Origin of the sequence: Leptospira kobayashii (assembly GCF_003114835.2) — a bacterium.
In the GTDB taxonomy this organism is placed as follows: domain Bacteria; phylum Spirochaetota; class Leptospiria; order Leptospirales; family Leptospiraceae; genus Leptospira_A; species Leptospira_A kobayashii.
This window is the reverse complement of record NZ_AP025028.1, coordinates 107,188-127,460: the sequence shown is the minus strand read 5'-3', so window position 1 is coordinate 127,460 and position 20,273 is coordinate 107,188. Positions and strand designations below refer to the sequence as shown.

The window sequence follows — 20,273 nt, the reverse complement described above, 5'->3', positions numbered from 1 at the left end:
TTCATCCTAAGTAGATTTCTTTAATGGAATTCAATTCGTTGATAGTCGATTCAAAGTCGAATTGAGAAATTCTTTCTTCCAAATACGGAATCGAATCGGAGTGTTTGGTTTTCAGAATCAACGATACCAATTTGTTCCATTGTGTTTCACCGATTGATCCTCTTGCCAAAGAGAAAATATTTGCTTCTAATGTTTCTAAAAATAATCTATGTTCTTCCTCGGAAAGAGGTTTATCCGATTCGTTTTTATAATTTATGTTTGGTTGGTATCTGATATGCTCGGTCAGATTCGTAAACGAATCATTGAATTCTTTGATAAGTTGGTTTAAGTCTTGCAATTGTATTTCGTCGGAAACAAGTCTTTTCTCAAGATCTGTTAAAAGATTAGTGATTTTTGAAATCCCTAAATTCGAAGAAACTCCTTTTAATTTGTGCAAAAAAGACCTTAACCCTTGTTTATCGTCAAATAAGGAAATGCTCGAATTGACTTCCGATTTATAATCTTCAAAAAAACCTTCTAACATTTTCAAATACTTGGATTCGGTTCCGAATAATTTAATACCACGTTGGAATTGAAAATATTCTTCAGCTTCGGAATTCGATTGCTCTTCTTCTTCCGAAACAAAATCCAATTTTAAATTCAGTATTTTGGCTATCTCACGAAACAAAACTTCCGTTTCTATCGGCTTGGTAACAAATCCGTCCATACCCGCGTTCTTAGCGGAAATTTTATCTTCTTCGAATACGCTTGCGGATAAAGCGATGATGGGAACCCGCTTCAGGGAATTTATTTTTTCATATTCCCTGATCTTCTTTGTGGCTTCCAAACCGTCCATCTCAGGCATTTGGATATCCATCAAAATCAAATCAAACTCAGATCCAGATCCAAGATAGGTTTGTACTGCTTCTTTTCCGTTTCTTGCAACACCGACCGTATGTTGGTTGGAAGACAATACCAAGCTGATCAATTCGACATTTTGATAAACATCATCAACGATCAGCACTTTCAAACGAGGAAGTTTGAATTTTTCAATATCGGGTTTCTCCTGAACCACTTTCCCTTTTACCAACGGCAATGTGAAATGAAAAATACTACCGACACCTAACTCGCTTTCCACCCAGATTCTTCCACGCATCAATTCCACTAATTGTTTGGAAATCGTAGTACCAAGGCCCGTTCCACCGTACTTTCTGCTCATGGAAACATCCGCTTGTGTGAAAGGATCGAAGATTTTTTCCAATCTGTCTTTGGAAATACCGATACCCGAATCTCTGATTAAAAAATGCAAAACCTCTCCGTCCAAAAGTACACTCAGTTTAACAAAACCTTTGTCGGTAAACTTAATCGCATTGCCCAATAGATTCGTTATGATCTGTCTGATGCGGAGAGAATCTCCTTTATAAAATTCATCCAATTTCGGATCAAAATTAACGATAAACTCAAGGCCTTTATTTTTCGCTTCGATACTCATTGCAGATTTGATCTGATCAATCAATCGGATCAGAGAAAAATCCATTTCTTCCAGTTCGACTGCACCTTTTTCGAGTTTTGCGGAGTTCAAAATATCATTCAAAAGCCTTAACAAAGACTTTGCGGAATGGCGAACCGTATCCAAATGTTTTCTCTGTTGATCCAATAACTCACCGGATAACAATACTTCCGTAAAGCCGATGATTGCATTCATCGGCGTTCGAATTTCATGACTCATATTTGCAAGAAATGTGGTTTTGATAATTGCCGCCATCTCCGCTTTTTCTTTTGATTCAATCAAAGCTTCTTCTATTGTTTTACGATCCGTATTGTCTAAGATGACTCCGTCCAAACATTTGATGTTCCCCTGGTCATCCAAAACGACTCCACCGTATTCCAGAACCCAACGAATGTTTCCGTTTTTATGTATGATTCTGTAATTCAGTACAAATGTATCTTTCGTATAAATTGCATTCTGAATCATATTCGAAACATGGCCCTTATCGTCAGGATGCATGATATCCGAAAAAGTTCTGACACGATTCGGTTGCAAAAAATCTGATGCGGGATAACCGGCAAGAGTCTCTATGGCATCGCTCATAAAAATAGTAGTCCAGTCCTCATCCACCAAACAACGATAAGCTACTCCCGGAATATTCTCGATAAACGATCTCAATCTCTCTTCATTCTGTTTGAGCGCATCTTCGATGAGTTTTCGCTCCGTAATATCACTGATAAATCCTACAAACAAATCATCCTGAGGAAGTTTGGCATGCCCGATTGCCAAACGAATCGGGAACAAAGAACCGTCCTTTCTGATTCCATGCGCTTCCCTACCTGCACCGATGATTTTTGCCTCTCCCGTCGTTAAATAATTAGAGAGGTAATTGTCATGTTCCGTCTGATGCGGGTTAGGCATTAACATATTGATTTTTTGGCCGATGACTTCGTTTGATTTCCAGCCGAACATTTTCTCGGCGGATTGATTGAATTCCTGAATCTCGCCTTTGGTATTGATCATCACTACCGCATCCGCCGCAGTCTCGATGATAGCGCGTAATCTTGATTCGCTGGCTTGCAAATTTTGTACTAAGTCTTTATAACGGACGAATATATTCGTAAGAACAACCGATCCGATAAAAAGAAGAATGGCAACGGTAACGCTGATTGCCAGAAAAAACTGATCGGATTCATGGCTTTGAATCAATTGGCCTTCGGGAGAAACAAAACGCGCCGCAGCCATACCCGTATAATGCATTCCTGAAATGGCAATTCCCATAACAATCCCGCTAAGTAAAATCACAACCGGATTGCTTAGTTGGAGTCTTATATCTTTTAAACCGAAACGGATATAAAGTGCAAGGATAGCAAGTGTAATAGCGACAACCAAAGATAATAAAAATAAATACGGATCGTAAAGCAGTTTAGGACTCATATCCATCGCAGCCATGCCCATATAATGCATTGCTCCGATTCCTGAACCCACAATAATTCCACCTAATGCAAGTTCTTTGAAAGAAATCTTATCTTTACTTATGTAGGAAAGCGTGAAAGAAGAAGCTACAAAGCTAGGCAGAATGGACAAAATCGTCCAAACCTCGTTATAGTCGACTTTAGTACACAGATCAAAAGACAACATACCGATAAAATGCATGGACCAGACAGCACTACCCAATGCCAAACTAGCAGTTGTTAAAAGTAGATATCGGGAAGATTTGATATGAACCAAAGAAATTTGATTCAGTACGTACAAAGATATACAGGAAGCAAAAATCGCTATGAAAACGGAAAGAGAAACGAGCCAATAATTATAGCTCCCTTCTACGAATACGATTTGGTTTGTATCGAAAAGAAAAAAATTCTCTAGAATTCCCATGGATATCCGGAGAAAGAAACTACTGATTTTACTTTTATGCGAAGAGTCGTTTGATCTCTACGATATTATCCTCAGCTTCCTTCTCGCCTTTATCAATAATTTCTTGGTAGCGAACGAAATCAAACAATTGAAACTCTTCCAAGTGGAAATGTACAAATAAATCCATCCTAGGTCGCTTCAACCTGGTAATTTCCCTACCTTCCAGAGTAATTGTACGAGTCATTATCTGTAAAATCGGCGGATATTTTAGAGTATCCCAAATATAACGAAAAAAACCTTTTTCCGTAGTATTTCTATCTTCGAATAATTTCACAGGAACCATCTCTTGCAAAGGAGATACATTCACTCCCAAAACCACATCGGCGCCTTTTGAACGGATCAGACTTTCAGGAACATTATTGATCATTCCCCCATCTACCAAAATCTTTTCTCCCAATCGATAAGGAGGAAATGCTCCCGGCAAACTCATCGCGCTGGTCAATGCTTCCGTAATCGGACCTTGGTCGAAAATATGTTCCTTTCCCGTTTGTAAATCCACCGCCGAAGTAGCGAAAGGCAAAGGAAGTTCTTCAATCCTTTGATCCAGAAATGCTTCCTTTAACATGCGTTTCATTCGTTTGCCTTTAAAAAAAGCAACAATAGGTAAAGTGGGATCGAATGCACTTTCCAAACCGCCGAAAAAAGTTTTGATCAGTTCTTCGATCTTTTCAGGCGGCTCTTTTCTGGCATACAATGCGGCAATCACTGCACCCATGGAAGCTCCCGAAATAAAATCGAAATGAATCCCTTCGCGGTGTAAAACTTTGAGTAATCCCACATGGGCAAGCGCTCTTGCACCACCACCACCTAACGCCAAACCTCTTGTTTTGGAAACCAGAAAGCGCGCGAGAGTATCTTTTTGGTAGAATGTTTTTAAATTTTCATCACTGGGAAGATAACTTTTTTTCACAATTTCGTCTTCCATCAGACGAATGGCTCTTCCTTGAAAGTTGCGGATCCTTCCTTTCCAGAAGCCCACGATTTCTTCTTTTTCCTTATAAAATTTTTCAGGATCTTGTTCCCAAAAAACCAAAAAATCGGCTTGTACGACTAAGAATGCGAAATCCTGTCTTGTAACCCCTTCATCAAAGTACAGATGAACCAAAGGAGTTTTTCGCCTGATATCTGTTAGATATTCTGAAATTTTGGTAGGATCCATTCCGATAAATTTGGAAATGGGAATGGCAACGGAAAGTGCTTTGGTGGCTTCTCCGTAGTTTTCCAAAAATTTGGTTATTTTGGTTCCGAAATGATATTCAGGTTCCAGAGGAATATGACAACATAACCTACGTAATCCGGAAAACGGATCTTTCTTGGGAGAACGATCCAGATGTTCTCTCATCCGGGAGCCCATCATATGAATGATATTTTGCGCTAAAACTTTTTCCTGGGCGGCTAGTTGTAAAAAGAGTTTTCCATTTAATACATAAACCAATGTATCAATGACTGCAATCGCGGAAGTAGAATGATTGGAAGCGGAGATAAGTGAATTTTCAGCGAGAACCTGGCCGGCACCGATGTAAACTACGCCGTGATCGGATATATTCTCCAGGAGGATTTCTCCGTAGCGAACGATGTAGATACTCTCCGAAGATTCACCTTTGTAGTACAAAGCTTCATGGCTTCGGATGAGTTTTTCCTGAACATTATTTGCGATACGAGCAAGAACGCTGGGGGGGAGTTTGTTAAACAAATCCACCGACTTTAAAAAATTTTGGATCGCTGCGCGTTCCTTCTCTGTTCGTTTCATACTATCCTCTACGTATTAAATTCGAATATTCACCCACTCCTTCCTGCGAAATTTTTGAATAAAAAGAATCGCTAAGATCAAAATCCAAATAAAAAACGAAAACCAGATACCAATCGTCCCGCCTTTCAGTACAATTCCGAATAAATACGCCAAAGGTAACATAATCCCGAAAGAAACAAGCACATAGGCAATCAAAACCCAATACATAAGCCCGGCACTACGAAGAGCGGACCCTACTACCATATGGTAAGCATCCCCCACTTGAATAAAAGCCACCACCACAAGCGCAGGATAAGCTTCCGTAACAACCAAGCTTTCCGACGTGAAAAAGGTTAATAAGAACTTTCCAAAGAGAATAAATACGAGCCCCATCGAGCCCATCATAATCGCCGAAAAAGTTGCGGAACGCATGGTTCCCTGGTAAGCGAGGCGAACCTTTCCCGCCCCCATCGCTTGTCCCAAAATGGTCGTAGCCGAAATTCCGAAAGCAAATCCCGGCATAAAGGAAAGACTGAGACAGGCAAGTACGACGTTTGAAGCCGCGAGAGAAATCGTACTGATCATTCCTGAAATTTTCATAAATCCGACAAATGATAAATTGGTAAGAGTTCCTTCAACGGCAGGCGCAAAACCGACGACACCTAACTCTTGTATAATTTGAACGCTGGGAACCCAAACTTTTTTATTAAAATATTTTTTTACGTCTTTCCGCAAAAAGAAAAGTAACACCACTACCAAGGAAGGAATTCCTGCCAAAGCGGAAGCAATTGCAGCACCTTTGACCCCCCACTCCGGAAATCCCCAATTTCCATAGATAAGCAGCCAATTGAAAAATATGTTCGTGACCGCAGCGGTGATCGAAGAGATCATTCCCGCTTCCATAATTCCGATTCCATCGAAAAACCCACGTAAGGCGAATCCCATAAAAAAGAAAACCGTTCCCAGGAAACGATAAGAAAGATATTCGCCCGAAAGAAAGATCACTTCCTTATCATCGCCAAGCAATTCCATCATGGTATGGCCGTAATAATAACCGGCTAAAGAAAGAATGATTCCGATAAAACTGGAAAGATAAAGGGAATTGGTTAAAGTAATCCCTACTCCTAAATCATTTTTTTCCCCTACACGGCGGGCCACAACAATCTGCACCGCCATAGAACCGCCCATAAGAAATGATAATATTGTAAAATATACGATTCCCCCGAATCCAGCTGCCGCTTGAGACGTGGCCCCTAATTTTCCTACCATCGCGGTATCCGCAATCATGATGGCAGTATAACTGAGCATCCCGAAAAAAACTGGGATTGCCATTGTTAAAATTTTCTGATTCAATCGAGTAAGAGATAATACTCGTTGTACTTTATGGAGCATAGTTAGGACATTTTTTTATGTATTGCGATCTGCACAACCACCTTTATGGCTGTTTACCCGCGGAAACATTGTTTCGAATTGGAAAAGAAAATCCATCACCAAGATGGCATCTCTATTTAGATGCATTCGAGTCCGCCTACGGAATCAAAGTGAATCCGAAAACATTTTTTGATGATTATAAAGACATTGAGAAATTCAAAAAACTCTATTACTTTAAAGAAAAATCACCGTTTCTACATTTCCAGGCAAAATTCAATTTAATCATAGCACTTGTACAATTTCATGCGAAGGAAATCGAAGAAGTAACTAAAGATATCATCGTTTCACATGCGCTAAACGAAGTGAGTTACGCGGAATACAGACTGATGTTTGCCAAAGAAGAAACGAAAGAAATCTACTTTGCCAAACTAATGGCCGCATGCGAAGGAATGATTGAAGGAGAATCACTCGCTAAAAAAAACGGATTTCCAATCGAAGCTAAATTGGTTATGTCAATCCATAGGGATTTGAATTTCGAAAAACACTATGATTGGATGAAAAACTGGATGGAAAAAGAATCTGTCATCAAAGATTATTTGGTAGGAATCGATTTTTGTCATATAGAAGAAGGTTTTCCTCCGAAAGATAAAAAAGTTTTTTTTGAAAATCTATTGAAAGATAACAAAGCGGAAAATTCAACTGCTCTTTCCATTTTATACCATGTAGGTGAAAGTTTTAGAGACAAAACTCCTTTTTCTGCTTCCAGATGGGTATTGGAATCTGCGAATAACGGAGCTCACAGATTAGGGCATGCTTTGGCGGTAGGAGTTGCTCCGGATATGTTTTTAAGTGAAGAAAGAACCGAATCATTATCGGAAAGATTGGATCAGTTGGAATTGGAATTGGAAAATTACGATTCAATCAGCGAATTCGGTCCTTATTTTTCCAAAAACGAAATTGAAGAAGAAAGAAAAATATTACTGAAAGCCGATCCTTCACATACTGTTCGTATGATGATGAACTCGGAAAAAATCAAATTCTTAAATACATTCCAAAACTACTGTTTGGCGAATATCGCAAAAACAAATGCAGTGATCGAATCATGTCCCAGCTCGAATTATTATATAGGAATGCTGGAAAATTTATCCGATCATCCGATTTCCCGTTTTTACGATCATCAAATCAAACTTACCATCGGTTCCGATGATCCGGGCTTATTTCATACTAATTTGCGGGAAGAATACGATCTGGCTTTGGAGTCGGGAATCTCGGAAAAAAGTTTGGGAGAAATCAGAACACAATCTTTTCGCTATAAATCGACTCTGTTGAGTGGCCGTGAAAGCGTTGACCTATTCCCCTCATCCGTAAACTAGATTTGAAGCTGAAATGAAATCGATCCGAGCCTTGATCTGTCTTATTTGTTTGATGCCTTACATTGCACTCCCCGGAGTTCTTATGTCCCAAACAAAGGAAGGCTTTCAGGATACAAATAATTATGATTTGAGAAACCTTCCCGGCTCCGATCCGGAAGGAAATGTGCTTCGGGATGTGGACCAACCACCTCAGTTCGACAGACCTGCGCTTGCTACCCCGAAGGATGTCAAAACGAAATACGATCCCATTCTTTCTATCCCGGGCGCCGGGGCATTGATGCAAAACCAATCGCTCAATCAAAATACGGCCAACACCCAAAACAATGCTTCCAGAGCCAGAACACCTGCCATCAATCCTCTCACGGGAGAAGTAAATCCGAGCGCCTTACAAGATCAAGGTGATCGAAGCAGAATCAGAAAAGAAGCTCAAAAAAAATTAAGAGAAGAGTTCGATGATGAAGCTGTTTACGAAGAAACGAAGTTTCGCAGAGGATATATTATCTTTTTCCTTACCTTACCGTTTGCTTTGGGAGTTTCGGCGGGGCTTGCAGGACTTATCTCCGTAGAAAAAACGATCGTTGGCAGTTTCATCATGATTACGGGTACTACGGGGCTTTCCGGCACAAACGTTTATTTGGATCAAAAGCGCCTGGAAGAAAATAGAGAAAAAAAGAAGACGGCACCGAATTCAGCAGCACCTAACCCGTGAAAGTAAGACGACTTTTATATTTCTGGATTTTATTCTTGGGTCATGCGCAAACATGGAAACACCAAATCAGAAAATTTTATCTGGAACATTTTCGCTCCCTAGGTCGATTCATCTACACAACAACGGGAGTGATTTCTATCGCTATATTGATTTTAGAATTCGGATTTTATTATCCGGAAGAATGGAAACCGATCGTAAGATTAGCGGTTTATTCTATGGTCCGATTTTTTCTGATTTATGAAATCATTGGATTTTTATTTTGTAACAGCCCTTGGGATTATTTAAAAGCCCACAAATTGGAATTTATAATCGTACTTCTGCTCTTGGTTGAAAATTTTTACGAAGAGGATATCATTTTATTTTTAAAACAATTTCACCTAACGGGCGGAGATGCAACTCTGATTTTCCTTTCAACCAATCAGATTTTGTTTATTTTTGCAAACCTGGCGCATTTTTTCCGACTATCCCGATTTTATGATGCCAAAAATATAAACCCTTCGTTTGTATTTGTAGGTTCCTTTGCAACGATCATACTATTCGGTACCATATTTCTTCATTTTCCCAAAGCGACTTATAAACAAATCCCTACGATTGATTTGGTATTCACAACCGTATCTGCAACTTGTGTAACAGGTCTTTCAACGATTTCCATCGCCGATTCATTTACGCTAACGGGAAAAATCATCATTTTGTTTTTGATTCAAATCGGCGGACTCGGTTTGATGACTCTAACCAGTTTTTTTTCTATGTTTCTGGCAGGACAAGCGTCGGTAACGGACAAACTTTTATTAAAGGATTTACTTTCCGAAGAAGCTATCGGAAAAGTAAAAGGTTTACTCAAACAAATCGCATACCAAACCATCTTCATTGAGTTAATTGGTGCCGTGTTATTGTATATTAGTTTTCCAAAATCCTATCCCATGTCGGAATTCAATAAAATCTTCTTTGCAATATTTCATTCCATATCGGCTTTCTGTAATGCCGGTTTTAGTCTGTTACCTGCCGGTCTTGCCGATCCGAGTTTTATGCAGACGGAAAGTTTTCTTTCTACGATCATGTTGCTCATTGTTTTAGGAGGTTTGGGTTTTCCCGTCTTAAGCCAGATCCACAGACGTTTAACGCATCCCAAAGATGTTTATTTCCGTTGGTCTGTCACTTCCAAACTTGTTTTTATCACCACATTGGTTTTGCTTTTGATTGGTACTCTGGCGTATTATGTTTTGGAAAAAGAACTAACATTAAAGTCCTTAAGTACTGCAGATCGGATTTTTCACTCTTTATTTTATTCAGTCACAACCAGAACCGCAGGTTTCAATACTTTGGATTTGGCAAAAATGGGAATCCCCGTTACTTTCTTTTCCTTATTTTTAATGTGGGTAGGCGCTTCTCCCATATCCACAGGCGGCGGGATCAAAACAACTACTCTTGCCATTTCCGTATTCAACATAATCAATCAAATTCGGGGAAAGTCGGATTTGGAAGTATATCATCGTTCCATAGCGCCTTCCACCATCCATCGTGCGGGAGCTACCATCGTTTTATCCCTGTTTGTTATTTTTACAGCTATCTTCGGACTCGTAGTATTCGAATCTTTTTCTTTTTTGGATATCTCTTATGAAGTGGTATCCGCTTTCGGAACCGTAGGTTTGACCCGAGGAATTACACCTTATTTATCCGTTTATAGCAAAGGCATTTTATGTATAGTTATGTTTGTCGGTAGGGTCGGGATCTTAACGTTGTTAGTCGCTTTATCAAAAAAAGCGATTTCATTCTCGTATAAGTATCCCGTAGAATATGTTGTGGTAGGATAATCATGCAAAGGAAAAAAATTGCGGTCATAGGAATCGGTAGTTTCGGAAAACTTTTAACCCGTTATCTTTTTGCAGAAGGTCACGAAGTGTTTGCCATTGATAAAAAAGAAGATGTCATCCAGGAAATCAAAGATCATTGCACTGTGGCAGTGGTTTTGGATGCGACGGATGAGTCCGCACTTCGTTCCCAAGGAATCGAAGATCTGGACATAGTGGTCCTGGCAATCGCCGATGATTTTGAAACTTCGATTATCTGCGCGGATCTTCTGAAAAAGATGAATGCCAAAAATATTTACGCGCGTTATCAAACCGATTTGCAAATTCGAATTTTTCATCTTTTGGGAATCAGAAATATTTTCAATCCCGAAGAACAAGCTGCGCGCAGTATGGCGGAAATACTCGGTTTTTCTGGAATGAAAGCAAACTTCCTTCTCTCCGACGAATACAGTGTTTCCGAAGTAGTCGTTCCCAAACGTTATATTAACAAAACGATCAGCGATCTTGATCTCAGAGAAAAATACGAGATCAATATAATTACAATTAAACGACCGATTCAGGAAAAAGATAAAAAAAGATCATCGGATAGTACGCAAGGCAAAATCTTAGGTATCCCCGAAGGGAATATGGTTTTGAAAGAAAACGATACTCTCGTCATTTTTGCATCTCAAAAAAATATAAATCGTTTTTTAGAAGGTTAATTTGTCCGCACCCGAAAGAATCATCTGCCTTACGGAAGAACCTACCGAACTTCTTTACTTACTGGGAGAAGAAGATCGAATCGTGGGAATCTCCGCCTATACCGTCAGACCTCCTCATGCAAAGAAAGAAAAACCGAAAGTATCCGCATTTATTAGCGGGAATATAAAGAAAATAGAGAGCTTAAAACCGGATCTTGTCATAGGATTTTCCGATATCCAGGGTCAACTCGCCAAAGATCTCATTGAACGAGGATTAAACGTTCTTATCTTCAATCAAAGATCCATTGCGGAAATTTTTTCAAATATGATCATTTTGGGAAACATAGTCGGCAAAAATAAAGAAGTCACAACGCTCGTAGATTCTTGGAAAAAACAAACGGATTCATTACGGGAATATTCAAACAAACTTTCAGACAAACCGGGAGTATTTTTTCAGGAATGGGATGAACCGATTATAACAGGAATTAAATGGGTAAGTGAAGCCATTGAGATTGCCGGTGGCAAAGATGTCTTCTCCCATCTACAAGATGAAAAGTTAGCCAAAAACAGGATCATTCAAGCAAACGATGTGGCTGAAAAAAATCCGGATATCATCGTAGGCTCCTGGTGTGGCAAACCGATGGATTGGGAATGGGTTCGCAACAAACCGGAATGGCAATCCACAACTGCCATTCAGAAGGATAAGATTTTCGAATTGGACCCGAGCATTATTTTACAACCAGGCCCTGCTCTTTTTTTGGAAGGAATCCCGAAACTGAAAGAGATCTTCACCTCCAACTAACAAGAATTATTCTGTTTATATGGCGCCTCTTCCGGCTCTCCCTAAGGCGAGGGCGCTCGGTCGATCCGGGGCGTGGGATTTTTTACAATTTAGAAAAACAATCCGGAGATTCATAAATCCATTTCAGGAAAAAACCCGAACGTTAGCGGGCAAAAGGCCGAACTTTTTTTTAAAATATTTTCTAAACGAAGAATTTGATTTTCCAAAAAAGAAACATCGTGGTAAAGGAAGCCATTGGGTGGCGGGTGGTTAACCCCTCCCAGTCTCATTAGGGCGGGGAGGGTATACCTTTCGATTGGTCCTTTTATTTTACACTTGTCCCATTCCACCGTCTGCAAAAATTTCCGCCCCGACAATATAGCTGGAATCATCGCTTGCGAGAAATAGTGCTATCTTCGCCATCTCTTCTGAAGTCCCGAAACGTTTGATCGGTATACCCGCTGCCATACCTTGCACTTGTTCGCCGGAAAGACCGAGTTTATCATAAATAGGAGTTTCTATCGGACCGGGAGAAAGAACATTAAATCTCACCGCATCCACAGGAATTTCCGCCGTCCAGGAACGTGCAAAACTTCTTACAGCTGCCTTTGTTGAGGAATAAACCGAACTTCCGGCAAATCCTTTTTGGCTCAACACGGAAGCATTCAGGATCACCGAACTTCCCTTAGCAAGAAGTGGCAATGCTTTAGAAATAGTAAAATACAACCCACGTACATTCGTATTGTAATGAGAATCGAAGAACTCAGGAGTTGCATCACTTGTCGCCTGAAATTGTGCAATCCCTGCATTAGCAAAAAGCAAATCCAGTTTTCCGTATTTGTTTTTGATATGAGAGTACAATCGATCTAGGTCTTCCAATTTACTTACATCGGTTTGAATCACATCAAACTGCGTTCCGTATTCTTTTTCCGCTTTTTCAAAGGTTTCTTTTGAACGGGCGGTGATGATCACCTTGGCACCTTCCTGATGAAAGAGTTTCGCAGTCGCAAGGCCAATCCCTGAATTTCCGCCAGTCACAAGACTCACTTTATTTGCTAATTTTGCCATTTTGTATTCCTTTGTTGATTCAAATGATTTCTGAACCGATCGGTTCAGAAATCAACCAAGCCCTTCCCGTTGCAAGAAAAATATTGCACCGATCGGTTTTTTATGATATTTTGGTCGTATGGGAAGAGTGAAATGTTTCGAACGAACGGATATTCTGGATAAGGCGATTCAGCTTTTCTGGAGAAAAGGTTACGCAGATACAAGTCTCTCCGACCTGGAAAAAGCGACAGGTGTAAATAAATCCGGGCTCTATTCGGAATTTAAAGATAAGGACGATTTCTTTTGTGAAACACTCAAACGCTTCAGTCAGTCCAATTGTTATTTGGAAAATCTGAGCCGAGAACCTCTAGGTTGGAAAAATATCGAATTTTTCCTCAAATCCAAACTGACCAACAAAGGACAGAAAGGCTGTTATTTTTCCAATACCATACGGGAATATTCCATCATCCCCGAAGAAGCAAAACGTTTTATGGAACAAACCCAGCTGGGTGTTCGAAACGCCATGATCGAAAACATCCAAGCAACAGGGACTGAAAAAAATCCGGAAGTTCTGACCGACATGATTCTCACCTTCCATATGGGGGTGAATTTAAAACTGAATGCAGTCGAACCCGCTCTTTTGGAAGGAGAAATTGATACCTTCCTTGCAATCATCAAATAATATGCCGAGGAAAAGTCAGGCATAGCATTCTATAAATGAATTCTTTGTAACTCTCCTGTCATTTATTTGTAACAAAATCCATTTAGGATTGAAACATATCAATCTGATATGGAGACATTCATGAACTTTCCATTCAAAAAGACTGTAGCGAAAGGCTCAGTATCTTTTGCCATTGCGATGATCGCAATTTTTTCCCTAGTAGAAAACATCCAAGCACAAGCGAATCCAACACCTAATGCGGAAACTACGAATCCTACAACAACCGAAACTGCACCTGCTGCACCGGTAGTTGAAAAACCGGCAGCCGAAGCTCCTAAAGCCGAGTCTGAAATCGGGCTTATCTCTTTATTTGTAACCGGTGGATGGTCCATGTGGCCTCTGTTACTCTCTTCCATCGTTGGATTCGGAGTAATTTTCGAAAGATTGTATTTTTTCTTCACTTCCAAGTTGGTTCGCAAAGGATTCAACCAAGACTTACAAGATGCGATCGACGCTTCCGGTTTGAAAGGTGCTCAAGATTTCCTGGAACAAAACAAAGGACAAAAGATTACGGACGTACTTGCAAACGGTATGGAAGTATCTCAGGAAGATCCTGAAATTTTCGCATCCGGTGTGGAAAGAGAAGCGAGTGAAGTCATTACCTTACTCGAAAAAGGATTAACCGTTTTATCCGCAGTATCTACAATTGCTCCTCTCGTAGGATTCCTAGGAACCGTATCCGGTATGATCAACGCATTCGATGCGATTGCAAACGCGGATCAAGTCAATGCGAAAGTGGTTGCCGGTGGTATCAAGGAAGCACTTATCACTACTGCGGCCGGTTTGATTGTTGCGATTCCTGCAATGACGTTCTACCAATACTTGCAAGGTAAAGTTGGATTTTTTACTTCCGAAGTAGAAGAAGCTGCAAACAAAATCTATAAAGAATACCTTAAACTCAAAGCCGGAAAAAAAGCATAATAGGCTCACACCATGATTAAGCTTAAGAAGAAACAAGAGTTAGAAGAAATCTCTGCGGCATCCATGTCGGATATCGCATTTTTGCTCTTGGTATTTTTTATGGTGACTGCGGTATTTTTTGTAAAGGAAGGATTGAATATCAGCCTTCCCCGCAAACAATCAGAAGCACAACCTTTCCTCCGAAAGAATGTGTATGAAATTTTAGTCACACAAGATCGTTTTAAAATGAGAAATCCTTCTTTCGGAACCAAAGAATATACGGATCTGAAAGAATTCCGTGATGATCTCAACAAAATGGAAATCCCCGATCTTCCCAATAAACTAGCGTTAATTGTTACTACGGGAGATACAAAGTATGCCAAAATGTTGGATGCTTTGTCAGCAGTGCAATTGCGCGGATTTGAAAAAATCTCAGTGAGAAAAAAACAATAATGTTACGCAAGAAAAAAGTACCTCCTTCCGTACCAGTGAGTTCGATGGCCGATATCGCATTTCTATTGCTCGTATTTTTTATGGTGACATCCGTGCTCGACTCCGATCCGGATCTCCCTATCAGCCTTCCAGATGTACCCGGCGGAGAACAATTAAACAAAAAGATTGCAAACCTCTATCTAAGTGCGGATGCAAAAAGAACGGTATATTTCAATTCAGTAGAACGCCCATTAAACGAAGCTCTCAGTGAAATCAGAGCCAAACTTATGGTGACCCCTGATATGAAAGTCCTTATCCATGCGGATGAAAATCTTACTTATGCGGAAATTGATTCCGTATTCGAATCTTTGAAAGAAATCGGTGCTTTGAAAATCTCTCTTGTAACCAAGACCACTCAAGGTGGCGGTCTCAAAGGTAAATAACGTGAATACAGTAACCTTACCAAAAAGATCAAAAAGACAGCTCATTCACAGATATATAGATCGTTATCGGATCGAAACAGGGATTGGCCTATCTGCGCTTTTGCAATTGCTCATTCTACTATTTTGGTTCACTCCGAAATTCGAAGGGGATAGTCTGGATAGTCTGATCGAAGAAGTTGCATTTATCGACAATGTGCAAATCCAGGAACCTGTTTCCGAATCCAAACCGACTGACGGGGATTTTGATCTAACGGACAAAGAAAAACTCGAAAAGAAAGAAGACCCTCGCATCGCGGGTGCCTCCGATCCAATCGTATCGGGAGCAACTTCTCCCGTGGATTTAACACCGAATACACGACCGGAATATACTACGGAAGCAAAATCCGCTGGTGTAACCGGAACTCTCACTTTGGAAGTAGTGATTTCGGATACGGGGGAAGTGCTTCGGGTTCGTTCCGTGGGAAAAACCTTAGGATCAGGCTTGGAACAAGCTGCGATCGCAACTTACAGAAGCAAAAGATTTTCTCCTTCCCGACTGGAAGGAAAAGCAATCACAGTAAAAGTATTAGTTCCTATTCGGTTTACTTTAAACTAGAGATAGACAGATCAATTCTGTTCTTGGATGATCTGTTCCTCTGTTAAAGGTTTTTTGGGAAGTTCGATTCTTTCAATCCGAATCTCATGAACAAAATCCACATCAGTGAACTTATCCAAGATGGTGATCCTTCTTGGATAAAGTTTACCGTTCCAATCTTCATAATACCCGAATTTAATAACGCCTTTGTACCAACTGAATAATTCCCGATAGGTAAATTCCACCCATTCTATAGCGCCGGTTTCACGCTCGTAATACGCCAAGTATTGATCGGTATCTGGAGTGGCTTCCGCTTGAACGGTTGTGGCATAAACGGTTTCATAATTTCTTCCCAGTCTTTCCATTTCACCGGAATAAAGAAGAATCTCATAATCCCGAATTTTCCAAGCAAGCAAAAGATACAATCGCAAAGATTCCAAATAGATACGAACTTCATCTTCTCCCGTAAATACTTTTCCGGTATCGGGCGCGATTTGATATACGTCTTTTTTTACCAATCCGTAAACGATCCCTTTGTTTTGACCATTTAACATTTCTACTTCGATCGTATCTTTTTCAAAATCGATATGGGCTTTCATCCTCTGTTCGTTTTCTTTGATCGGTGTGAAAAACTTTACGAGTCTGGAATGCCAGACATCTTTCAAAGTAAATTGAATTTGTTTGTACTTTGTCCAATCTTCCGGTACTAATTTCGTATCAGAAGGGTTATTGATAAGTAAGAGAGCTTTTTTTTGGAGATCCGGATTTTTACCGGAGTTAGAAATGATAACAGGACGAAGATCAGCTAACTTGCATGAGAAAGCAAATGCGATGATAGATAGAAAAAAAATCGGATTTTTTTGCATCGACTCCAGTTTCTTTGTATTTTGGAAACTGTCAATGTGTATAAAAAAGAAAAGGCTGGGGAAACCAGCCTTAAGTTGACTTGGAGTTGTATATGAAACTTAAGCTTTCGCTGAAGTTGCTCCCGCTTTTTTAATTGATTCAGCAACTTCGTTGATTTTTGCTTTTACTGATTCAATTTTACCTTCTGGCATTCTTGATTTGATCTCGTCGGAAATTTTGTTGTAGTTTTCAACGATTTTCACTCGAGTCTCTTCGTAGTTTTTTCCAGCAACGCTAGAAAATTCTTTAATGTCTGTTAGGATTTTGTCAACGGACTGACGAATTTTTACAGAACCTTCGGTATTATCCAAAGCGCCTTTCGAAACAAGTTCGTTATAAGATGCTTCTAGTTGAGTTTTAGCTTTGTCTAAACCTTCTTTTCCAGACTGAAAAAGTCCGATTCCTGCGTTCAAAATGTCTGTTATTTGTTTTTCCATTGTTTAGCTCCTGGTTTTCACCTGTTGTGCAGTGCACAACCTAATCTTGTGCGTCGCACAATTTATGTAAACACTTTTTTTCGTCTAATTACTGATTTTTTGAAAAAAAATCTAAATGGTCAGGCCGACTAATTTTTCTCTTTGGTGAGCCATGATGTTCGCAAGGAAGGCTTTGTACTCTTCCCTGCCCGGATAAGCGATTTGAGCTACTCCGGTTTTCACCGCTGCTTCCGCAACCGCAGGTGCAACGCTGTAAAGAACGCGTGCATCCAATGGTTTTGGAATGATATAATCATGATTAAATTCAATATGATCCAGTCCGTATGCTTCCGCTACTTCTTTGGGAACCGGTTCTTTGGTTAGTTCAGCTAACGCGTATGCTGCGGCAAGCTTCATTTCCATATTCACTACTTTGGAACGAACATCCATCGCACCTCGGAAAATAAATGGAAATCCGAGTACATTATTTACCTGATTGGGATAGTCGCTTCTGCCTGTTGCCATAATCAAATCATTGCGTGCAGCTTTGGCATCGGGATAAGAAATTTCAGGATCCGGATTGGCAAGGGCATAAACCATAGGGTTGTTTGCCATGGACTTTATCATTGCCTGAGTTACAACATTCGCTACGGAAACACCGACAAACAAATCCGTTCCCGGAAAAATATCTTCCAGAGTATTTGCGGAAGTTTTACGAATAAAAGGAAGTTTGGAAGAATGTAAACCGGTTCGTCTGTCATTGATGACTCCGCGCGAATCCACCATGAAAATATTTTCATGTTCGACACCGATCTTAGTCAACATCTCTGCAATCGAGATCGCAGCGGCACCGGCACCATTGATCACTACTTTTAAATTTTGTGCTTTTTTGTTTGTAAGTTCAAGTGAATTGATCAGTGCAGCAGTACATATAATAGCTGTTCCGTGTTGGTCGTCATGAAAAACAGGGATCGACATCTGTGCATCCAAAGTTCTTTCGATTTCAAAACATTCCGGGGCACGGATGTCTTCCAAATTGATCCCGCCGAATGTAGGTTCCAATGACTTTACGATGGTGATGAACTTTTCAGGATCGGTTTCGTTGATTTCGATATCGAATACGTCGATTCCTGCAAATTTCTTAAAAAGAACCGCCTTCCCTTCCATCACCGGCTTCCCGGCAGAGGCACCTATATTTCCCAGTCCTAAGACTGCTGTGCCGTTCGTAATGATTCCGACTAAATTTCCCCGGTTCGTGTATTCATAAACGAGTTCGGGAGATTTTTCAATTTCAAGGCAGGGGTAGGCAACACCCGGGGAATAGGCTAAAGATAGATCATAACTGGTTTCTGTCGGTTTTGTAGGTACGACTTTCGTTTTTCCTTTGGGAAATCGCGAGTGGTACTCGAGTGCCTTATTTTTCATGGTCGATTTTCCCAAAATTTCTGATTCGCGGTAAAATCCTAGAATAAAATCATACAAACTAGAGCTTAAATATGATTGCTATTATGTTCCAACATTCAAAGGTTTCTTACTTTATTAAGAAACCTTCTATAGGGAGAAAGAATGAGCGAATTGATCGGTGAATTTTTAGGTACGTTCGTTTTGATACTATTGGGAAACGGAGTGGTCGCAGGAGCTCTTCTGGAACATTCCAAAGCAAAAAACGGCGGTTGGATTGTGATCACCGCAGGTTGGGCTTTTGCAGTTGTTTTCGGGATTTTTGTGGCAAAAGCTTTCGGAAGCCCCGGAGCGCACTTAAATCCGGCAGTGACTTTATCCGTTGCCATCCAATCCGGAAATTTTGAAAATCTAATTCCCTTTTCGGCTGCGCAGATATCGGGAGCCTTTCTCGGTTCGGTATTTGTATACTTGCATTATCTACCTCATTGGAAAAAAACCGCAGACAAGTCTGCGATCCTTGCGATCTTTTCTACGGAACCCGCCATTTCACATTCTCTTTCCAATTTTATCAGTGAAGCTTTGGGAACGGCTGTACTTATTTTAGGAATTCATTCCATCTTTTCGGAAACTAATACCGGTTTAACGCCTGCCTTTGGCGCTTTTTTGGTAGGGATTCTGGTTTGGGCGATCGGTCTTTCTATGGGAGGTACCACAGGTTATGCGATCAATCCTGCAAGAGATTTAGGACCTAGGCTTGCCCATTGGATTTTACCGATTCCCAATAAAGGAAAATCAGGTTGGAAGTATGCCTGGATTCCAATCATAGCACCTTTCACAGGTGCAGCGGTAGCGGCATTGTTTTTAAAGTTGTTCGGATAAAAAGAGTTAGGCGTTATGGTAAAGAGGGCGATTGAATTGAGAACACTTCCTTTCTATTTGGTGATTGCATTTATTTTTACATTTCTATCCTGTAGTCTGCAATATTACAATGTGAAAGACGAAGATGGAAGTCGCGAAACTAAAATTAACGGAAATCGGGAACGAATCAGGGCAAACCTGATTCGCAAATTCGAAACTACCAGAAAGACTGCTTATAATTCGCAGCAGATTGAATTTGAGTTCGCAGGTTCGAAAATTTTCGACAATAAGGAAAATTCCGCATTAACGATCACTTATTCAACCATATCGCAATACAACGGACCTGCGGTCACAGGTATATTATGGCTTTTGTCTTTAGGAATTCTTCCGGCAATCGGCGACTCCGCATCAATCGCTTCCTTTGAAATCAGTGATATTAAAACGGGAAAAATCATACGCGATTATAAATATAGAACCGACGGCTGGTTTATCAATTCCTGGGCAGCCATCCCGTTTGCTTTTACGATTCCATTGATTAAAAAAAGTTTTACTCAAGAATACGGAATCAATTTTTCAGAATACCCACAGGCTCTAGTGATGGAAAGATTTCAAAATGATATCTTGAAAGACTTTGAAAAAAATCCGGAATTTTATAATGAACTTCTCCGCACGAGTCAGCAACCGATGGAAGAAGTGAATAAGTAACCGGTTCGTGAACATTTCGCAAGATTCGGGT

At 40.3% G+C, this 20,273-nt stretch carries 19 protein-coding genes; 12 read left to right on the top strand and 7 right to left on the bottom strand.

What is annotated here, in order from left to right; genetic code table 11:
* Nucleotide 1: 1 nt before the first annotated feature.
* Genes DI077_RS00615 through DI077_RS00605 form a run of 3 tightly spaced genes read right to left on the bottom strand, consistent with a single transcriptional unit; the run spans nucleotide 2 to nucleotide 6,446 of the window.
* Nucleotides 2-3,346: a PAS domain S-box protein gene (locus DI077_RS00615; RefSeq protein WP_109021803.1), complete on the bottom strand. Its 3,345-nt coding sequence runs from the start codon at nucleotides 3,344-3,346 to the stop codon at nucleotides 2-4.
* Nucleotides 3,347-3,380: 34 nt separating this feature from the next.
* The gene (locus tag DI077_RS00610; protein ID WP_109021802.1) at nucleotides 3,381-5,135 is read right to left on the bottom strand and encodes a patatin-like phospholipase family protein; all 1,755 of its coding nucleotides are present in this window, start codon (nucleotides 5,133-5,135) and stop codon (nucleotides 3,381-3,383) included.
* A 15-nt stretch (nucleotides 5,136-5,150) separates the two neighbouring features.
* A complete protein-coding gene (locus tag DI077_RS00605) occupies nucleotides 5,151-6,446 on the bottom strand; it encodes an MATE family efflux transporter (protein WP_242935295.1) in 1,296 nt (431 codons plus the stop codon).
* 77 nt (nucleotides 6,447-6,523) lie between these two features.
* On the opposite strand from DI077_RS00605, the gene DI077_RS00600 reads away from it, so the two are divergent.
* Genes DI077_RS00600 through DI077_RS00580 form a run of 5 tightly spaced genes read left to right on the top strand, consistent with a single transcriptional unit; the run spans nucleotide 6,524 to nucleotide 11,857 of the window.
* Nucleotides 6,524-7,858, top strand: a complete 1,335-nt coding sequence (locus DI077_RS00600; protein ID WP_109021800.1) for an amidohydrolase family protein — start codon at nucleotides 6,524-6,526, stop codon at nucleotides 7,856-7,858.
* A gap of 13 nt (nucleotides 7,859-7,871) precedes the next feature.
* The gene (locus tag DI077_RS00595; protein WP_109021799.1) at nucleotides 7,872-8,567 is read left to right on the top strand and encodes a hypothetical protein; all 696 of its coding nucleotides are present in this window, start codon (nucleotides 7,872-7,874) and stop codon (nucleotides 8,565-8,567) included.
* Nucleotides 8,564-10,378 (top strand): TrkH family potassium uptake protein, encoded by a 1,815-nt coding sequence (locus tag DI077_RS00590; protein ID WP_423241755.1) that lies wholly within the window; start codon nucleotides 8,564-8,566, stop codon nucleotides 10,376-10,378. Before DI077_RS00595 ends, DI077_RS00590 begins: the two co-directional genes overlap by 4 nt.
* 2 nt (nucleotides 10,379-10,380) lie before the next feature.
* The gene (locus DI077_RS00585) at nucleotides 10,381-11,076 is read left to right on the top strand and encodes a potassium channel family protein (protein WP_109021798.1); all 696 of its coding nucleotides are present in this window, start codon (nucleotides 10,381-10,383) and stop codon (nucleotides 11,074-11,076) included.
* A 1-nt stretch (nucleotide 11,077) separates the two neighbouring features.
* Nucleotides 11,078-11,857, top strand: coding sequence for a cobalamin-binding protein (locus tag DI077_RS00580; RefSeq protein ID WP_109021797.1), 780 nt, complete (start codon nucleotides 11,078-11,080; stop codon nucleotides 11,855-11,857).
* A 309-nt stretch (nucleotides 11,858-12,166) separates the two neighbouring features.
* Here the strand turns inward: DI077_RS00580 and DI077_RS00575 are convergent, their stop codons facing one another.
* Entirely contained in the window at nucleotides 12,167-12,904 is a 738-nt protein-coding gene (locus DI077_RS00575) for an SDR family oxidoreductase (protein ID WP_109021795.1), read from the bottom strand.
* Between the two features lie 118 nt (nucleotides 12,905-13,022).
* On the opposite strand from DI077_RS00575, the gene DI077_RS00570 reads away from it, so the two are divergent.
* The 5 genes from DI077_RS00570 to DI077_RS00550 all read left to right on the top strand — a co-directional run bounded on the left by DI077_RS00570 (nucleotide 13,023) and on the right by DI077_RS00550 (nucleotide 15,974).
* Nucleotides 13,023-13,565 (top strand): TetR/AcrR family transcriptional regulator, encoded by a 543-nt coding sequence (locus DI077_RS00570; protein ID WP_109021794.1) that lies wholly within the window; start codon nucleotides 13,023-13,025, stop codon nucleotides 13,563-13,565.
* A 120-nt stretch (nucleotides 13,566-13,685) separates the two neighbouring features.
* A complete protein-coding gene (locus DI077_RS00565) occupies nucleotides 13,686-14,525 on the top strand; it encodes a MotA/TolQ/ExbB proton channel family protein (protein WP_109021793.1) in 840 nt (279 codons plus the stop codon).
* Between the two features lie 12 nt (nucleotides 14,526-14,537).
* Nucleotides 14,538-14,957 (top strand): ExbD/TolR family protein, encoded by a 420-nt coding sequence (locus DI077_RS00560; protein ID WP_109021792.1) that lies wholly within the window; start codon nucleotides 14,538-14,540, stop codon nucleotides 14,955-14,957.
* Entirely contained in the window at nucleotides 14,954-15,379 is a 426-nt protein-coding gene (locus tag DI077_RS00555) for an ExbD/TolR family protein (protein ID WP_109021791.1), read from the top strand. The genes DI077_RS00560 and DI077_RS00555 overlap by 4 nt, the downstream gene beginning before the upstream one ends.
* 1 nt (nucleotide 15,380) lies before the next feature.
* Complete coding sequence (locus DI077_RS00550; RefSeq protein WP_109021790.1) at nucleotides 15,381-15,974, top strand: energy transducer TonB; 594 nt, start codon at nucleotides 15,381-15,383, stop codon at nucleotides 15,972-15,974.
* An 11-nt stretch (nucleotides 15,975-15,985) separates the two neighbouring features.
* Here DI077_RS00550 and DI077_RS00545 read toward each other — a convergent pair whose 3' ends face one another.
* The 3 genes from DI077_RS00545 to DI077_RS00535 all read right to left on the bottom strand — a co-directional run bounded on the left by DI077_RS00545 (nucleotide 15,986) and on the right by DI077_RS00535 (nucleotide 18,700).
* On the bottom strand, nucleotides 15,986-16,819 hold the full coding sequence (locus DI077_RS00545) for an LBF_0142 family lipoprotein (RefSeq protein WP_109021789.1): 834 nt from the start codon (nucleotides 16,817-16,819) through the stop codon (nucleotides 15,986-15,988).
* A gap of 99 nt (nucleotides 16,820-16,918) precedes the next feature.
* Entirely contained in the window at nucleotides 16,919-17,296 is a 378-nt protein-coding gene (locus DI077_RS00540; protein ID WP_109021788.1) for a phasin-related domain-containing protein, read from the bottom strand.
* Between the two features lie 111 nt (nucleotides 17,297-17,407).
* Nucleotides 17,408-18,700 carry a malic enzyme-like NAD(P)-binding protein gene (locus tag DI077_RS00535; RefSeq protein ID WP_109022186.1) on the bottom strand — a complete coding sequence of 431 codons (1,293 nt, stop codon included), beginning with the start codon at nucleotides 18,698-18,700 and terminating at the stop codon, nucleotides 17,408-17,410.
* 141 nt (nucleotides 18,701-18,841) lie between these two features.
* On the opposite strand from DI077_RS00535, the gene DI077_RS00530 reads away from it, so the two are divergent.
* Entirely contained in the window at nucleotides 18,842-19,558 is a 717-nt protein-coding gene (locus DI077_RS00530) for an MIP/aquaporin family protein (protein WP_109021787.1), read from the top strand.
* 15 nt (nucleotides 19,559-19,573) lie between these two features.
* A complete protein-coding gene (locus DI077_RS00525) occupies nucleotides 19,574-20,242 on the top strand; it encodes a hypothetical protein (RefSeq protein WP_109021786.1) in 669 nt (222 codons plus the stop codon).
* Nucleotides 20,243-20,273: the final 31 nt, after the last annotated feature.